Origin of the sequence: Pseudomonas sp. TE50-2 (genome assembly GCF_040813665.1) — a bacterium.
Taxonomy (GTDB): Bacteria; Pseudomonadota; Gammaproteobacteria; order Pseudomonadales; family Pseudomonadaceae; genus Aquipseudomonas; species Aquipseudomonas soli.
Genome location: NZ_JBFNXN010000001.1, coordinates 1,647,357 through 1,663,330, shown reverse-complemented (window position 1 = coordinate 1,663,330; position 15,974 = coordinate 1,647,357). Strand labels below are relative to the sequence as shown.

Below are 15,974 nucleotides of genomic sequence, written 5' to 3'. Positions count from 1 at the left end.
GAGAATTTAATGTCAATCTTCGTCGTAAAGGGTGAGCGCACGTTCTACAATGATGACGTTCATAGGCGTATTCCCTCGGGCGCAATCAAGATATCTCACGAATTTTATGAGAAACTGCTTCAGGCGCAGTCAGAATATAAAATCCTTGATTTTAGTGTCTGCCCCCCTGAGATTCTGGAAAGAGACGCTGAATGGCCGAGCGTGGCGGATCTACAGGCGTTCATCGATGACCAGATAGCCTCGATCTATGCCAATTGGAGTCGCTTCGAAAAAGAGCATCTTTCCCGAGAAAATGCTGCCCGACAATACAAGGATGCCGGTTATCAAGGCGATGCCGGCATCTGGATCAAGAGTTACGCTGACTCCGCAGGCCTCAGCTGCACCGAGGCTGCTGACCTCATCATTCAGCAGGCTGAGCAACAACGGATGGACCAGGAGGCTCTAGCGGTACTGCGCATGCGCAAGCATGAACTGGATATTGCCGATGGCGAAGCCCGATTCGAACGCTATCAGTCTTTGGTGCGAGAGATCGAACTAATCACCAGCCCTGAAGCCAAGTAACTTCTGCTTTTCAGGAGGCCCCACATATTCGGGGCGTTGTTCATCATGAACCACCCCTTCCAGGCCCCGCACCCGCGGGGCTTTTTCATATCTGAACCTGGAGTAAACCTACATGAGTGGATTCTTCCACGGCGTAACCGTTACCAACGTCGACACCGGCGCCCGCAGCATCGCGCTGCCGTCGTCCTCGATCATCGGCCTGGTCGACACTTTCACCGAAGGCCCGGGCGTCACCGCCAAGGCCAATGACCTGGTGCTGATCACCAGCGAGCGCGAAGCGGTCGCGGCGTTCGGCCAGGACGCGGCGATCACCAAGGCCTGCCGCGCCATCTACAGCCGCGCCAAGGCGGTTATCGTCGCCTGCGGCGTGGCCAAGCTCGAAGACGCCGCCGAGCAGACCTCGGCGATCATCGGCAACGTGCTGGCCGACGGCAAGCGCACCGGCCTGCAGGCGCTGCTCGACGGCAAGAGCCGTTTCAACGCCCAGCCGCGCCTGCTGGTCACTCCCAAGCACAGCTCCACCCAAGCCGTCGGTACCGCCCTGGTAGCCCTGGCCGACAAGCTGCGCGCCATTGCCATCATCGACGGCCCCAACACCACCGACGAAGCGGCCATCGCCTACGCCAAGAATTTCGGCGCCAAGCGCGCCTTCCTGGTCGATCCGGGTGTGCGCTACTGGGACAACGCCGCAGAGGCCACCGTCGACGCGCCGGGTTCGGCCTGGGTTGCCGGCCTGTTCGCCTACACCGATCGCGAGTACGGCTTCTGGGCGTCGCCGTCGAACAAGGAGTTCGTCGGCATCACCGGCACCACCCGCGCCGTGGAGTTCCTCGATGGCGACGACACCTGCCGCGCCAACCTGCTGAACAACGCCAACATCGCCACCATCATCCGCGACGACGGCTTCCGCCTGTGGGGCAACCGCACCCTGTCGAGCGACCCGAAATGGGCCTTCGTCACCCGCGTGCGGACCATGGACATCGTCATGGACGCGATCCTCTACGGCCACAAGTGGGCCGTCGACCGTTCCATCACCGCCACCTACGTCAAGGACGTCACCGAAGGCCTGCAGGCCTTCATGCGCGACCTGAAGAACCAGGGCGCGATCATCAACTTCGAGGTCTTCGCCGACCCGGAGCTGAACACCGCCAGCCAGCTGGAGCAGGGCAAGGTGTACTGGAACATCCGCTTCACCGATGTGCCGCCTGCCGAAAACCCCAATTTCCGCGTCGAAGTCACCAACCAGTGGCTGACCGAAGTCCTCGATTCCGCCGCTTAAGGAGCGCACCTACATGGCAATGATTCCCGAAACACTGGCCAACCTGAACCTGTTCGTCGATGGCGTCAGCTTCCAAGGCGATGTGCCTAGCCTGACCCTGCCCAAGCTCACCCTGAAGATGGAAGAGCACCGCCCCGGCGGCATGGACATGCCGGTCGAGATGGACCAGGGCATGGAGAAGCAGGAAGCTGCCTTCACCACCACCGGCGTGCGCCGCGAGTCGCTGAAGTTCTTCGGCCTGGCCGACGGCACCGCCTTCAACGGCACCTTCCGCGGTGCCTTCAAGGGCCTCAAGGGCAAGATCAACCCGGTCATCGTCACTCTGCGCGGTTCGCTTAAAGAGATCGACATGGGCGACTGGAAGTCCGGCGACAAGGCCGAGATCAAGCACAGCGTCGCCGTCACCTACTACAAGCTCGAAGTCGATGGCCGCCTGGTCTACGAAATCGACGCCCTGGGCATGAAGCGGGTGATCGACGGTGTCGACCAGCTGGCCGCCCAGCGCGCCGCCCTGGGTCTTTAAGGAGAACGTTCGATGGCTCAAGCAAAGAAACTCCCGCAATGGCTGACCGTCAACGCCGAGCGCGTGACCGTGCGCCTGTCACGCCCCAGCGAAGCCAATGGCGTGCAGGTCGACAGCCTGTCGCTACGCGCACCGACCGTGCGTGATATCCGCAATGCCCAGGTCGGTGGCGCAGTTGACGACGAGCAGCGCGAACTGAACCTGTTCGCCTCGCTCGCCGAAGTCGGCATCAAGGACCTCGAAGGCTTGGCCCTGAAGGACTACAGCCGCCTGCAGACTGGCTATTTTCGCCTGGTGCAGGACGACGAGGTTTGACCCTGCCCGGCAGAAGGCCGCCGCCAGGCGGCTGGCCAAGGAGCTGAAATTTTCCGCCAGCGAAATCATGACCATGTCGTACAGCGATATGGTCTGGTGGCTGGCGGAGTGACAAGGAGGAACCCATGGCGAACACACAGCTGTTCACCCTCGGCGTCACCAGCAACCAGGCGTTGGGCAGGTCCGCCGAGCGCTTGCGTGTTCAGGTCGAGCACCTGCGCAGGCAAGTGGATGGTACCCGGCTCGGGCGGTTGATCGGCGAGGTCATCCGCCTGGGGCTCGAACTGGACAAGGTGGACCAGGCCGAAAGGCGGCTGGATAACGACCAGGCAGGAGCCCATGAGGCGCAGATCGAGCGATTGCGCCATGAGGGGAATGAGGTCGAGCGCTTGCGCAGGCTGTATCTGTCACTTGGACGCAAACCGTTGGAACTGCGTTCGGTGGTGGTGGCCTCGAGTGCGGCCGTCGCCAAGGAATCAGCAGTTCCGACGTTGGCGCAGCGCAAGGCGGCCTTGCTGGAGGGGACGAGCACCGCGCCACGGCCGGCCCGGGGTGATCCGCCCGAGGCGCGTAGCGCGGAGCAGGGGCGTGTGCCTCTGGAGTCGGCGAATGCGGGTTTGACGGTGCTCAAGGCTGGAGCGGTAGGTGCCGGTACTGTCGGTGTCGCCGCTGGCGCTGCCTGGGGAGCACGTTCGTACTATCAAAGCCGAACGCCGGAAAGACGCAGCGAGATCACCAAGGGCCTGAAGGAGAACGGTGGCAAGGCGGCGGCCAAGGGCGTCACCAAGCTTGGCTTGGCCATGCTCAAGGATAAGGGCGAGGACAAGGCCGAGGCCGCAGGTGCAGCCCTTGGAGGCGTACTCGGCAATCTGGGAGCGGAGCTCTTGGGCGGCCTGACCAGGAACAAGCAGATCCAGAAGTACGGCGGTGAGATCGGCGAAATGATCGGCGAAGGTGTTGGTGGGTTGATCGGCAAGACGGTCTTCGGCTGGTTCTCCGATACGCCCGCCGCCAACGATGCCTCAGGCACGGACAAGGATGCGGCTGATGCTTCAGCGCAACGTTCTGTCGATGCGCCCGAGGGTACCGCCACGCCGCCTGGAGAGGCCCGAAGCGCCGCACTCGAGAGCGCTGCTGCAGCTCAAGAGCTCCCCTCCGAGGGCCCCGCCAATGGTGCTCGGGAGATCATGAAGGGCGGATTGATCGCGGCAGGTGCGCTGGGTGGTACCGCGTTTGCCACCTGGGGCGCGCGTACGTACCAAGGGCAATCTCCCGAACGACGCTCCGAGATCACTAGCGGTCTGCGGGAGAACGGTGGCAAGGCGGCGGCCAAGGGCGCCACCAAGCTTGGCCTGGCCATGCTCAAGGACAAGAGCGAGGACCAGGCCGAGGCGGTGGGTGCTGCTTTCGGGAGTGTGCTGGGGAGCCTTGGAGCGGAACTGCTCGCCGGCGTGACCAAGAACAAGCAGATCCAGAAGTACGGCGGTGAGATCGGCGAGATGATCGGCGAAGGTCTTGGCGGCCTGGCTGGGAAGACGCTCCATGGATTGTTCTCCGACAAGCCCGCCGCCAACGATGCTCCTGCCGATAAGGCCAAGATTCCTGCCGCTGCCACTCGCATGCCTAAAGCCAGTGACGATGTCGAGGAGCTGGAGGAAGAGGAGGAGGAGGAAGAGGTCGACGAAACGGAGGACGAGGCAGCCTTCTTCGAGGCCCAGGAAACTGTCCCGGACAGCCCTCCAGCCACTGCATCGCCAGCCAGCGCGGTCGGGCTCGCCGGTACTGCGTTCGCCGGCCTGACGGGCAGGGCAGGGGCCGGCAATGCCAACGCCTCGGTGGCAAGGCGAGTGTTCAGGCGCATCCCAGGTGCCGCCTTGCTCGACACCGGCCTGCAACTTGCCGAGACCTACAACAGCGATGCCTCGCCCGAGCAGAAACTTGAGGGTTATGGCACCGCCGCTGGTGGCCTGGGAGGCGGTTTGGCCGGTGCTGCGGCAGGTGCTGCCATCGGCTCGGTGGTACCGGTGATTGGCACCGCGATCGGTGGCCTGATCGGTGGCGTGCTGGGCAGCATGGGAGGTGAAAGCATTGGCGGCTGGTTGGGCAAGGCGCTGGGTTCGGGCAAGGAAGAGCCTGCCGCCAAGCCGAGCCTGGGGGAGGCAGTACGGGCAATGGATAGCCCTGCGGCACAGCCGCCGCTACCCGCGCCGCCGGTAGCGACGGCAACGCCTGCGGTACCACCCGCGCCAATCAACCAGCAGTTCACCTTCACCGCCAACATGCCGGTCACCTTCAGCAACAGCCTCGATGACCCTTCCGTGCTGCAACAGTTGGAGACCATCGCCCGTCGTCAGTTGGAAGAGCTGATGCGCCAGGCCCGTTCGGCGCAGTTGGCCGACACCCCACACATCGCACTTTAAGGAGGATCCATGACCTATCTGGAGCAGCTGCAAGCCACGCTGCACGCCCTGGTCAAGGCGGGAGAGGCAGGGCGTCGGCGTGCCGACGCCATGCTCGATCCGATGAACGACGCGATCGGCCATATACAAGGCGCCGTGGGCGAACTGGAAGGTTTGCCGGTGGTTGGTCCGGTCATCGGCGCCAAGTTGCAACGCACGATGCGTGCAATCAGCAATGCCCAGGCCCGGGTCGCCAAGGTGGTGGCCAAGTACGACCAGGCGGTGGCGGTGGTACGTCAGGTGCGTGATCGCATCGACGGCTTCGCCGCCCATGCCGCCAAGGCCGGGGCAGCGATCCGCCGTGTGGTGGGGGAGGTGCGTTCGACCGTGAACGGCGTGCTGTCGACGCTGGGCTTCGCGCCCGAGGCGACGCCTGCCGCCGAAGCGGTCAAGCCATTCCCCCACCTGCTGGTGATGCAACCACTCAAGGCCGGTTCAGCGCCGTACTACTTCAACCTCGACACCGCCGCCTTCGACCAGTTGCGCCGGCAGACCCGCTTCCGCTGGGCCGGCCAGGAGCGGCTAAGCCGCGACACTGCGCAGCAGGCGGTGAGCCTGGGTGAAGAGACCATCAGCATTCGCGGGGCGATCTTCCCGGGTTTCAAGGGTGGCCTCGGCCAGTTGCAGACGCTGCGCAGCATTGGCCGCCAGCTGCTGCCGCTGTCGTTGACCACTGGCTACGGCGAGGTGCTTGGCACCTGGTGCCTGACCAGCATCGAGGAGGAGCAAAGTGTCCTGCTGGCCGGCGGTATTCCGCGCAAACAAGGGTTTTCACTGGAGTTCGTGAGCTATGGCCAAGACCTGCACAACGTCTGAGGGCGACCTGCTCGACACCCTCTGCCAGCACTATTACGGCCATCTTACCGGCACGGTCGAGGCCGTGCTGGATGCCAACCAGGGGCTGGCGGACGAGGCGCAGCCGTTTCGCGCCGGGGTGAGGATCCTGTTGCCGGAACTGCCGATGACGACGAGCGAAACCTTGCAACTGTGGGACTGAAATCGGAGCCTCAATCGTGCAACCCCAATTCCGTATCACCGCCGACGGCAACGACATCACCAACCTGATCAACGACCGTCTGCTGCTGCTGCGAACCACCGATAAACCTGGCCTCGAGTCGGACGAATTCGAGCTGCGCATCGATGCCCGTGACGGCAACGTGGCGCTGCCGGCCAGGGGCGCGCTGCTGGAGGTGCACCTGGGCTACGCCGGCCAGCCTTTGAGCCGCCTGGGCCGCTACACCGTCGATGAGGTCGAGCTGTCGGGCCCGCCAGACACCCTGGTGATCCGCGGCAAGGCCAGCGACCTGCGTGGCAGCGGCAAGACCATCCGCAGCGGCAGCTGGGAGAACACGACGCTGCAGCGCATCGTCGCCGAGATCGGCGCCCGCAACGGTTGGCAGGCGGTGTGCCCGGTGGCCGTGCAGGTGCCGCGGGTCGATCAGTACAGCGAGTCGGACTTCAACTTCGTCACCCGCCTGGCGCGCCAGCACGACTGCACCGCCAAGCTCGCCAATGGGCAACTGCTGGTGCTGCCGCGCCAGGGCGGACATAGCGCCAGCGGCAAGCCTCTGGACGTGGTGGGCATTACACGCAACCAGGTCAGCCAGTGGCAGTTCCGTCTGGCCGACAAGAGCACCCACAAGGCCGTCAGGACCCGCCACCAGGACAGCGCCAGCGGGCGCCTGCAGGCGGTGGAACTGGTCAATGGCGATGCTCCGGACGGCCTGCAGCCGGTCTACACCGACCGTCACCTGTACCCCAACCGTGCGGCGGCGGAACAGGCCGCCCGTGCCCGACTGGCCAGCTTCAACCGCGACACCGCGAGCGTACGCCTCGATATGCCTGGGCGCACCGATCTGTTCGCTGAGCGTGCCATCGATGTCCAGGGCTTCCTGGCTGGGCTCGATGGGCACTACCTGATCGAATCGGTCGAGCAGGTGTTCACCAGCAGCGGCTGGCGCACCACCGTGCAGTGCAACGGCGGCCGCCAGGGCAAGGCCAAAGCCAAGGGTTCCGCGCCTCGGCGGACGGGTTCGCTCAAGGCCTGAGGCAGGGTGGTGAGGGTTTCCCGATGCCTGCCGGCTGCGGCGCTCCCTATAGTCGCCGTCAGCCGGCCGCATCACCCTGTTTCCGAGCTCCAGATCAGGTGCGGCGGTCGCCACACCTTGAATTCTGTGAAAGCCAAGCGCTTCGAGCCATCGCCCATGAGCGAGCCACAGGCGGCACCGGCCGCCTTTCGATCAGACCGCAATGGAGAATGCACCGATGCCGCTCACTGAACAGCAACTCAAGCAGATCTACCCGCTCGCCGGCCAACGCATCGCCGCCTTTCTGCCGGCGCTGAACACGGCCATGGCCAACTGGGAGATCGACCACCCCAAGCGTGTTGCCGCGTTCCTGGCCCAGGTCGGCCATGAGTCCGGCCAACTGCGCTATGTGAAGGAACTGGGCAACGACAAGTACCTGGCCCGCTACGACACCGGCAGCCTGGCGCTGCGCCTGGGTAACACGCCCGAAGCCGACGGCGACGGCCAGCGCTATTGCGGTCGCGGCCTGATTCAGGTGACCGGGCGTAACAACTACCAGGCTTGCAGCCGTGCGTTGTTCGGTGACGAGCGCCTGCTGGCGCAACCGCAGATGCTCGAGCAGCCGCGCTGGGCGTGCGAATCGGCGGCCTGGTTCTGGCATTCGCGTGGGCTTAACGCCCTGGCCGACCAGGGTGAGTTCAACCGCATCACCCGGCATATCAACGGTGGCCTGAACGGCTTGTCCGAACGCCTCGAACTGTGGGCGCGGGCGCGGGAGGTGCTGTGCTGAGCCGCCTGCAACTGGCGGCTTGCGTCGGGCTGATGGTGTTGTCCGCTGCCGGGGCCTGGCAGGCGCAGGGCTGGCGCCTTGGTCGCCAGCTGGCCGAGCAGGAACAAGTGCTGGTGCAGCAGCGCCTGGACCAGGCCGAGGCGCTGCACGGCATGCTGCTGGCCGAGCGCGAGCAGCGCCAGGGCCTCGAACAACGCCTGCACGACAGCGAAACCAAACATTTCCAGGAGTTGACCGATGCCCAGCACACTCAGGCTCGCCTGCGTGACCGCCTTGCTACTGCCGATCTGCGCCTGTCGGTCCTGGTCGAGCGCGACACCGCCTGTGCCCCAGTGCCTGCCGCCACCGGCGCCGGCGGCGTGGATCATGGCTCCGTACGCGCCCGACTTGACCCGGCGCATGCTCGACGAATTATCGCCATCACCGACGACGGCGACCGTGGACTGATCGCCTTGCGGGCCTGTCAGGCTTATGTGCGCGCACTGTCGCACTGATCTGCATTTCCTATCTTTTTTCCGTCAGGGCGTTGATCGATGAATTGCGCAAGCTGGTCGATTACGACGTGCCAGCGGCGCTGGATGTCGAGCTTTCTCTCTTTACGGCAGCGCTGGCGTTGTATGTCGACCTCAAGGCGCAGGAGCAGTTGAGCGAGAAACTCGATGCCTTGGAAAAGGCCCGGCGTGACGCCGCGAAAAAGGAGGCCTACAAGGAAATCGCCAGCCGTTACGGTGAGCGCGTATCGCAAGCCGCCCGGGAGCTTCAGAAGGATATCTCGGGCAAACAGGTGCGCAGCTACCAGGATGCCCTGAAGACATTCGAGAAAATGTCGAGCAACCCTGGCTGGAAGCTCAATGGCAAGGATGCGGCTGCTGTCGCGCAAGCGTTGCGCGCACTGGACAAGGCGACCTTGGGCGATAACATGACGCGCCTGGGCAAGGCTTTCGGCGTTACCGGCGGGGCCATCCAGGCCCAAGGGCTTGTGGAGGCGGCCGCCACAGGGTTCCAGACGGGAGAGTGGAAGCCCTTCCTGCTGGAGATGGAGAGCGCCGTGCTCGGCAAGATCGCAGGCAGTGCGGCCGGGGCCATGCTCGGCATCACACCCGGTTTGCTGGGGGTGACGGTGACGGGTGGCGTGGCGCTGGTCGTCGGGGGTGTGCTGGTTGGCCTGGCCAGTTCCTACTTCGACCCGGAGAAAGTTGATCAGATCAACAACTGGGTAATGGACGCCGTAGGCGCCTGACGCTGTTCACCAAGGAGCGCGTTGCGCTCCTTGGCTTAATGCATGCAATGAACAGGATGTCATGAAAACCACTGAAAAAGCGGGTCTGCTCAAGCTTTGCCAATGGCTGCTCATCCTGGTGAGCGTACTGCCAATCTTCGCGATTGCCCTGTGGTTGCCAACCCAGGCCCAAGGCCAATTGCCGATCACGCTCGAGCAGTTCCTGGTACAGCACCTGCTGGGACGTGTCGGTCCCTGGTCATCGAACTTCCCTCTGGAATCCATGGCCATCGCCAATTACATCGCGGTTGCCGCCCCCCTGTTTGCCGCCGGGCTTGTCGTGATCCTGCGCCAGCCCGGCTCCGGCTTGCCTGCTCGCTTGCCCGTACTGCCATGGCATCGCTACCTGTTGCTGTACCTCGGCTGGGCAGCGCTTATCAGCTTCATGGTGCATTACAACTACTTCACCTCTGTGGATTTTGCCCATCACCGCGGCAAGTTTCGCGGTTTCGGCTTCAACCCGGTGCTGTTTGCATGCTTTGCCGCGAGCATGCTGATGGCGTTGGAGTATCTGCTGCTCCTGAGCTACCTGCTGTTCATTCATTACCCGGTCGGCTGGCTGCTGCGATGTGTGGGCAGGTCACCGGGGTGTTAGGGTAGGGCCCATTCTTCACAGGAGCCCATCATGGACCCGATCACTGTTCTCTCCACCCGCCTGGGTGAACACCTGCGGCGCTTCAATGCCCAGGTGACCACCGCCGAGTCCTGCACCGGCGGCGGCATCGCCGAGGCCATCACCCGCATACCCGGCAGTTCGGCCTGGTTCGAGGCCGGCTACGTCACCTACTCGAATACCCAGAAAACCCGCCAGCTAGGTGTACCTGAGGTGTTGTTCGCCGAGGTGGGCGCGGTCAGCCAGGAGGTGGTCGAGGCCATGGTACGCGGCGCCCGGGCTGCCAGTGGTGCGCGCTTTGCGGTCGCGGTCAGCGGCGTGGCCGGCCCCGACGGCGGTTCAGCGGCCAAGCCGGTGGGCACGGTGTGGCTGGCCTGGGCCGACGGCGACAACGTGAGCAGCGAGCGCCGCCACTTCGATGGTGACCGCGAAGCGGTGCGCCGACAGACGGTGATCGCCGCGTTAGACGGCTTGTTACAGCTTGGCGCAGAGTAATTCGCCCGACGGGGGTTTGCGGAAACGAATCCCTGTGGAATAATACTGGCTACTTATACAGTTATTCCGGCCGTCAGGGCCAGTCGAACACGTGAGGATTTCAATGGACGACAACAAGAAGCGCGCCTTGGCTGCGGCCCTGGGTCAGATCGAACGCCAATTCGGCAAAGGCGCGGTCATGCGCATGGGCGACCACGAGCGCCAAGCGATCCCCGCCATCTCCACAGGTTCCCTGGGCCTGGACATTGCCCTGGGCATTGGTGGCCTGCCGAAAGGCCGTATCGTCGAGATCTACGGCCCGGAGTCTTCGGGTAAAACCACGCTGACTCTGTCGGTCATCGCCGAAGCCCAGAAGAACGGCGCCACCTGCGCCTTCGTCGACGCCGAGCACGCCCTCGACCCTGAGTACGCTGGCAAGCTGGGCGTCAACGTCGACGACCTGCTGGTCTCGCAGCCGGACACCGGCGAGCAGGCCCTGGAAATCACCGACATGCTGGTGCGCTCCAACGCCGTCGACGTGATCATCGTCGACTCCGTGGCCGCGCTGGTGCCCAAGGCCGAGATCGAAGGCGAGATGGGCGACATGCACGTCGGCCTGCAGGCCCGCCTGATGTCCCAGGCGCTGCGCAAGATCACCGGTAACATCAAGAACGCCAACTGCCTGGTCATCTTCATCAACCAGATCCGTATGAAGATCGGCGTGATGTTCGGTAGCCCGGAAACCACCACCGGCGGTAACGCCCTGAAGTTCTACGCCTCCGTGCGCCTGGACATTCGCCGTACCGGCGCGGTCAAGGAAGGTGATGAGGTGGTTGGTAGCGAAACCCGCGTCAAGATCGTCAAGAACAAGGTCTCGCCGCCGTTCCGCCAGGCCGAGTTCCAGATCCTCTACGGCAAGGGCATCTACCGCAACGGCGAAATCATCGACCTGGGTGTTTCTCAGGGCCTGGTTGAAAAATCCGGTGCCTGGTACAGCTACCAGGGCAACAAGATCGGTCAGGGCAAGGCCAACGCCGCCAAGTACCTGCAAGAGAACCCGGCCATTGGTAGCGAGATCGAGAAGCAGATTCGCGACAAGCTGCTGACCGCCGGTGCAGCCGCCGCTGCAGCAGCGGCCGCCAAGGCCGGTGCCGCCGAAGCCGATGCCGATGATCTGGCTGACGCCGACGCCGGTTATTGATCTGCGTTCATGTCCGTCGTACTCGACACCCCCGTCGCCGTTCGGCGGACAGCCATGGACCTGCTCGCACGCCGCGAGCATGGTCGCGTGGAGCTGACCCGCAAGTTGCGCCAACGCGGCGCTACCGATGAGTTGATCGAGCCCGCGCTCGATCGGCTTGCCGAGGAGGGGCTGCTCAGCGAGGCCCGCTACCTTGAAAGCTTCATACGCTATCGTTCCGGCTCAGGCTATGGCCCTGGGCGTATCCGTGAGGAGCTTGGCCAGCGAGGTCTGGACCGTGGCGATATCGACCAGGCACTACGTGACAGCGAAGTGGACTGGGCGGTGCGGTTGAAAGAGGTGTGGCAGCGCAAGTTCTCAGGGCAACTTCCCCATGATCCACGCAGCCGCGCACAGCAAACGCGTTTTCTCGCCTACCGTGGATTTTCCATGGAAATGATCAGTCGGCTGCTCTGCGGGCGCGATCTTGACGATTATTGAAGCGTGACCAGCATTGATGGCCCACATGGCTGACCCCGACCGGGGCCAGCCATGTGGGCCATTTTGCGTTCAGTTCACCCGCAGGGCTTCCCGGGCTCGTTGGGTGGTGTGCATTGGCTGGGGTTTGGCCCAGTTCTCCGATAGGTTGATGAAGTCCACCAGTTCGCGCAGGCGACCCTGGTCACGGCCGTTGAAGGCGAAGGTCAGGCGTGTCAGGTGGCTGAAGTTGCCTTCTTCGTGCTCCGCGCCACTGTCAGGCTGCTGGTGATACCTGCCGCTCAGGCGCAGATCGGCAAAGCCTTCCTCCACGTCATGCAGCGCGGCCTCGCTCAAGGGGTGATGCATGCGAATGACGAACTGGTTCTTCAGCCATCGGCTGGAGTGGTAGTTGCTGTAGAACTGGTTGATTTCCTCCACCGCCTCGTCGGCACTGTGCACCAGGCGTACCAGCTTGAGGTCGCTGGGCAGGATGTAGCGGTTTTCTTCCAGTTGGCGGCTGATGAAGGCCAGGGCGTCCTGCCAGAAACTGCCACCGGGCGAGTCGAGCAGCACCACCGGAACCAGCGGGCTCTTGCCGGTCTGGATCAGGGTCAGCACTTCCAGCGCCTCGTCGAGGGTGCCGAAGCCGCCCGGGCAGAGCACCAGCGCATCGGCCTCCTTGACGAAGAACAGCTTGCGAATGAAGAAGAAATGGAACGGCAGCAACTTGTCGGTACCATTGACGGTGGCATTGGCATGCTGCTCGAAAGGCAAGGTGATGTTGAAACCCAGGCTGTGATCGCTGCCGGCGCCTTCGTGGGCGGCGGCCATGATGCCGCCTCCGGCGCCGGTGATCACCATCAGGTCGGAACGTGCCAGCGTTGCGCCCAGCTCTCGGGCCAGCGCATACATGGGGTGCTCCAATGGCGTTCGTGCCGAGCCGAACACGGTAACTTTGCGCCGCCCCTTGTAATGCTCGAGGGTGCGGAACGAATGGTCGAGTTCACGCAGGGCCTGCAGGGTGATTTTGGCGTTCCAGCGGTTGCGGTCGTCATGGGCCATGCGCAGCACGGTCAGCAGCATGTCGCGGTACAGCGGCAGGTTGGGGCTGTTCGGGGCAACCAGTTGCAGTTGCTCGTCGATCTTGCTCAGGTCGATGCCGTGGTCCCTGAAATGGTTGAACAGCAGCTCGTTCGATTGGTAAGGCATTCAACGTCTCCTTCTGCAGCAAAACCTCTGACCGGGTCGATGGCAGGTCCCGGCCGCGACACTGCGTGTGTCGCTGGCTGCTGTGGCTCGAGTGTGCCCCCCGAGCGTTGCAGTAGGCCTTCAAGGCCATTGTTGCAGTGGCAATTCCATCGCGTTGTCGTTGTTATGGGTACTCGTTATCAATCTAGACGCTGGGGCGCACTCGTGCCGCCACAGGCGTGCAATACCGCCTGTCAGACTGGATCCGATGACAGCAGCGCTTTGGTTAACTGGAGGCGGAAGAGTGATGCAGCGAGGTGGCGGTATGCACCGGCTGGTGATCGAGGTGGACGGGCAACTGTTGCAGTTGCTCGAGCGCGAGGCGAAGGTTCATCACCTGAGCCTGGAGGGGGAGTGCTTGCGTCGGCTGCAGGGGGGCGAGGGGCACTCGCCTTACCTGCTGGCCCTGTTGGCCGAGTTGCGCGCCGATGATGAGCAGCGGCGCGCCAGAGACAGCGATCAGCTGGCCTGAATCACTTTCTCTTGTTGCCAGCCGCGCAGCTGGCAGCGTCGAACGCCTGGTCCATGACCGGTTGGTTGGTCTTGTACACGGTGAAGCGGTAGACCATCACCGCGCCCTTGGACATCAGCTGACGGTAACCATTGTTACGGCAAACACTGTCACCCAGCTGGCTGCGTACCTGCGCGGGGTTGGCCTGCATGCCTTGCGCATGCTCCTGGCGCACGCTCAGGTGATTGACCAGCGCCTTGCCTTCGACGGTATAGCCTTGGTCGAGGATGTCTTCGTTGATGGCCCGGGGGGTACCGACGCTGCTTTCCTTGGCGACCTTCTGCAGCATCTGGGTCAGCTCGTATTCCTGCTTGGAGGCAGCCTGGGCGGCCAGGGGCAGGGCGAGCAACAGGCTCAGGGTCGGGACGATAAGACGCAGCATGAATCTCTCCTGGTTCGATGACTGGCGCTTTGACCTGCGCCGGCGGGCGGCGTTCCATGAAACTGCTGGGGTTCCCCGGCCGCCTGAGCCGCTGATTATAAAGGAGCGGCCGTAAGGGCTGCACGGCAAATGACGTACGCTCTGGTAGACTCGCATTTTGTTTTTACCGAGTCGTCGTCGTGCCCCTTCCATCTTCCTGCCAAGGCCTGCAGCCATGAGCCACGCGGTAGCGCGGCTGCGCGCCGAGCGCCTGGCGCGCAGCATCAAACCCTTTGTCGCCCGCGGCTCGCGAGCCGAGCGATGCCCGGATTGCCGGGTGATCGCCACGCACTGCCTGTGCGCGTGGAAACCGCGGGTGCCGGCAGACGCCGGCATGTGCCTGCTGATGCATGACACCGAGCCACTGAAGCCGACCAACACGGGGTGGCTGATTGCCGACGTGATCGAGGATACGTCCGCCTTCGGCTGGCTGCGTACCTCGGTGGACGAGGGTTTGCTGGCGCTGCTGGACGATCCGCGCTGGCAGCCTTACATCGTCTTCCCCGGCGAGTTCGTCAAAGAGGACCGCGTGGTCAGCGAGGTGGTGCGTGAACCGGGCAAGCGCCCGCTGTTCATCCTGCTCGACGCCACCTGGACCGAGGCGCGCAAGATGTTCCGCAAGAGCCCCTATCTCGACCGTTTCCCGGTGTTGAGCCTGCAGGCCGAGCAGATGTCGCGCTACCGCCTGCGCCGCTCCAAGCGTGACGACCACTTCTGTACCGCCGAAGTCGCCGCCATGTGTCTGGAATTGGCCGGCGACAGCCAGGCCTCGCAGGCCCTGGATGCCTACCTGGATGTATTCAGCCTGCACTACCTCAGCGGCAAGCGGCGCCTGGCGCTGGATGAGCAGGACGAGGTCCACCAGCGTTTGCATACCTTCCTATAGTCCAAGGGGCAGGCGCGGCGGATTGGTACATACTGTCGGGGCTGGCAGCCAGGGTAGGCGGGGACGACCGGGCAATTGGCTTGACCACCCGGGGCGTGCTCGGCATCCTTGGCGCCGCTTCGGGCACGACGAAGCTGCTGTTACCCCGGACTTCGCCGTGCCATCCCGGCCGGCGGCCCTGCCGTTCGCGCCATGAGTTGCCCGCCAGGCGTCTCCCGTACCCCCTGCGCCTGGTACAGAACAGGATCCCTAGATCGATGGCCACATACGAAATCCTGATTGCCGATGACCACCCGCTGTTTCGCAGCGCACTGCGCCAGGCCGTTACCCTCGGCCTGGGCCCGGATGTGCGCTTGGTCGAGGTGGCGAGCATCGCCGAACTGGAAACCAGCCTGACTGAAAAAGCCGACTGGGACCTGGTCCTGCTGGACTTGAACATGCCCGGGGCCTATGGTTTCTCCGGGCTGGTGCTGCTGCGTGGCCAATACCCGCAGATCCCGGTGGTGATGGTTTCGGCGCAGGAAGAGGCGGCCGTCGTGGTCAAGTCCCGCGAATTTGGCGCCAGCGGTTTCATCCCCAAGTCCAGCGAGCTGAGCAAGATCCAGGAAGCCGTGCGCAATGTGCTCGACGGCGATGTCTGGTGGCCGCCGCAGGCGTTCGAGAAGGTCGACGTGTCCGCCGAGGCCAAGGCCGCCAGCGAAGGGCTGGCCAGCCTCACCCCGCAGCAGTTCCGCGTGCTGACCATGGTCTGCGAAGGGTTGCTGAACAAGCAGATCGCCTATGAGCTGAGTGTCTCGGAAGCGACCATCAAGGCCCACGTCACGGCGATCTTCCGCAAGCTCGGCGTGCGCACCCGGACCCAGGCCGCGCTGTTGTTGCAACAACTTGAATCGGTTTCGGCCAGCTAAATCCCTGCGCCTTCACGCTT

The 15,974-nt window shown here is 63.8% G+C and carries 20 protein-coding genes; 18 read left to right on the top strand and 2 right to left on the bottom strand.

From position 1 onward, the window contains the following. Positions 1-9: 9 nt before the first annotated feature. From AAHK21_RS07575 to recX, 15 genes are all read left to right on the top strand, one after another. Positions 10-561: a hypothetical protein gene (locus AAHK21_RS07575; protein ID WP_367856886.1), complete on the top strand. Its 552-nt coding sequence runs from the start codon at positions 10-12 to the stop codon at positions 559-561. A gap of 112 nt (positions 562-673) precedes the next feature. Continuing rightward, positions 674-1,840, top strand: coding sequence for a phage tail sheath subtilisin-like domain-containing protein (locus AAHK21_RS07570; protein ID WP_367238510.1), 1,167 nt, complete (start codon positions 674-676; stop codon positions 1,838-1,840). Between the two features lie 13 nt (positions 1,841-1,853). Continuing rightward, positions 1,854-2,363: a phage major tail tube protein gene (locus AAHK21_RS07565; RefSeq protein ID WP_023628885.1), complete on the top strand. Its 510-nt coding sequence runs from the start codon at positions 1,854-1,856 to the stop codon at positions 2,361-2,363. Positions 2,364-2,375: 12 nt separating this feature from the next. Next, entirely contained in the window at positions 2,376-2,678 is a 303-nt protein-coding gene (locus AAHK21_RS07560; RefSeq protein WP_367856885.1) for a phage tail assembly protein, read from the top strand. 125 nt (positions 2,679-2,803) lie between these two features. Continuing rightward, positions 2,804-5,098, top strand: a complete 2,295-nt coding sequence (locus AAHK21_RS07555) for a hypothetical protein (protein WP_367856884.1) — start codon at positions 2,804-2,806, stop codon at positions 5,096-5,098. Between the two features lie 9 nt (positions 5,099-5,107). Next, complete coding sequence (locus AAHK21_RS07550; protein ID WP_367856883.1) at positions 5,108-5,953, top strand: phage tail protein; 846 nt, start codon at positions 5,108-5,110, stop codon at positions 5,951-5,953. Further along, the gene (locus AAHK21_RS07545) at positions 5,928-6,134 is read left to right on the top strand and encodes a tail protein X (RefSeq protein WP_102681658.1); all 207 of its coding nucleotides are present in this window, start codon (positions 5,928-5,930) and stop codon (positions 6,132-6,134) included. The genes AAHK21_RS07550 and AAHK21_RS07545 overlap by 26 nt, the downstream gene beginning before the upstream one ends. Positions 6,135-6,150: 16 nt before the next feature. Beyond that, complete coding sequence (locus AAHK21_RS07540) at positions 6,151-7,185, top strand: phage late control D family protein (RefSeq protein WP_367856882.1); 1,035 nt, start codon at positions 6,151-6,153, stop codon at positions 7,183-7,185. 217 nt (positions 7,186-7,402) lie between these two features. Further along, positions 7,403-7,954 (top strand): glycoside hydrolase family 19 protein, encoded by a 552-nt coding sequence (locus AAHK21_RS07535; RefSeq protein WP_367856881.1) that lies wholly within the window; start codon positions 7,403-7,405, stop codon positions 7,952-7,954. 32 nt (positions 7,955-7,986) lie between these two features. Next, a complete protein-coding gene (locus AAHK21_RS07530; protein ID WP_367858967.1) occupies positions 7,987-8,448 on the top strand; it encodes a lysis system i-spanin subunit Rz in 462 nt (153 codons plus the stop codon). Between the two features lie 44 nt (positions 8,449-8,492). Further along, positions 8,493-9,194: a colicin-like pore-forming protein gene (locus tag AAHK21_RS07525; RefSeq protein ID WP_367856880.1), complete on the top strand. Its 702-nt coding sequence runs from the start codon at positions 8,493-8,495 to the stop codon at positions 9,192-9,194. A 61-nt stretch (positions 9,195-9,255) separates the two neighbouring features. After that, a complete protein-coding gene (locus AAHK21_RS07520) occupies positions 9,256-9,828 on the top strand; it encodes a hypothetical protein (protein ID WP_110697824.1) in 573 nt (190 codons plus the stop codon). A 30-nt stretch (positions 9,829-9,858) separates the two neighbouring features. Next, positions 9,859-10,341: a CinA family protein gene (locus AAHK21_RS07515; RefSeq protein WP_367856879.1), complete on the top strand. Its 483-nt coding sequence runs from the start codon at positions 9,859-9,861 to the stop codon at positions 10,339-10,341. Positions 10,342-10,444: 103 nt separating this feature from the next. Next, entirely contained in the window at positions 10,445-11,521 is a 1,077-nt protein-coding gene (recA, locus tag AAHK21_RS07510; RefSeq protein ID WP_028690616.1) for a recombinase RecA, read from the top strand. 9 nt (positions 11,522-11,530) lie between these two features. Then, positions 11,531-12,001, top strand: coding sequence for a recombination regulator RecX (recX, locus tag AAHK21_RS07505; RefSeq protein WP_367856878.1), 471 nt, complete (start codon positions 11,531-11,533; stop codon positions 11,999-12,001). Between the two features lie 69 nt (positions 12,002-12,070). On the opposite strand, the gene AAHK21_RS07500 is transcribed toward recX, so the two are convergent. Further along, positions 12,071-13,189: an LOG family protein gene (locus AAHK21_RS07500; RefSeq protein ID WP_094010100.1), complete on the bottom strand. Its 1,119-nt coding sequence runs from the start codon at positions 13,187-13,189 to the stop codon at positions 12,071-12,073. A gap of 304 nt (positions 13,190-13,493) precedes the next feature. Between AAHK21_RS07500 and AAHK21_RS07495 the strand changes: the two genes are divergently transcribed. Further along, positions 13,494-13,700 (top strand): hypothetical protein, encoded by a 207-nt coding sequence (locus AAHK21_RS07495; RefSeq protein ID WP_046857890.1) that lies wholly within the window; start codon positions 13,494-13,496, stop codon positions 13,698-13,700. A 1-nt stretch (position 13,701) separates the two neighbouring features. Here the strand turns inward: AAHK21_RS07495 and AAHK21_RS07490 are convergent, their stop codons facing one another. After that, positions 13,702-14,121 carry a quorum-sensing-regulated virulence factor family protein gene (locus AAHK21_RS07490; protein ID WP_367856877.1) on the bottom strand — a complete coding sequence of 140 codons (420 nt, stop codon included), beginning with the start codon at positions 14,119-14,121 and terminating at the stop codon, positions 13,702-13,704. Positions 14,122-14,335: 214 nt separating this feature from the next. Between AAHK21_RS07490 and AAHK21_RS07485 the strand changes: the two genes are divergently transcribed. Both AAHK21_RS07485 and erdR read left to right on the top strand, forming a co-directional pair. Then, on the top strand, positions 14,336-15,046 hold the full coding sequence (locus AAHK21_RS07485; protein ID WP_094010099.1) for a tRNA-uridine aminocarboxypropyltransferase: 711 nt from the start codon (positions 14,336-14,338) through the stop codon (positions 15,044-15,046). 257 nt (positions 15,047-15,303) lie between these two features. Then, positions 15,304-15,954 carry a response regulator transcription factor ErdR gene (gene erdR, locus AAHK21_RS07480; protein ID WP_023631045.1) on the top strand — a complete coding sequence of 217 codons (651 nt, stop codon included), beginning with the start codon at positions 15,304-15,306 and terminating at the stop codon, positions 15,952-15,954. Positions 15,955-15,974: the final 20 nt, after the last annotated feature.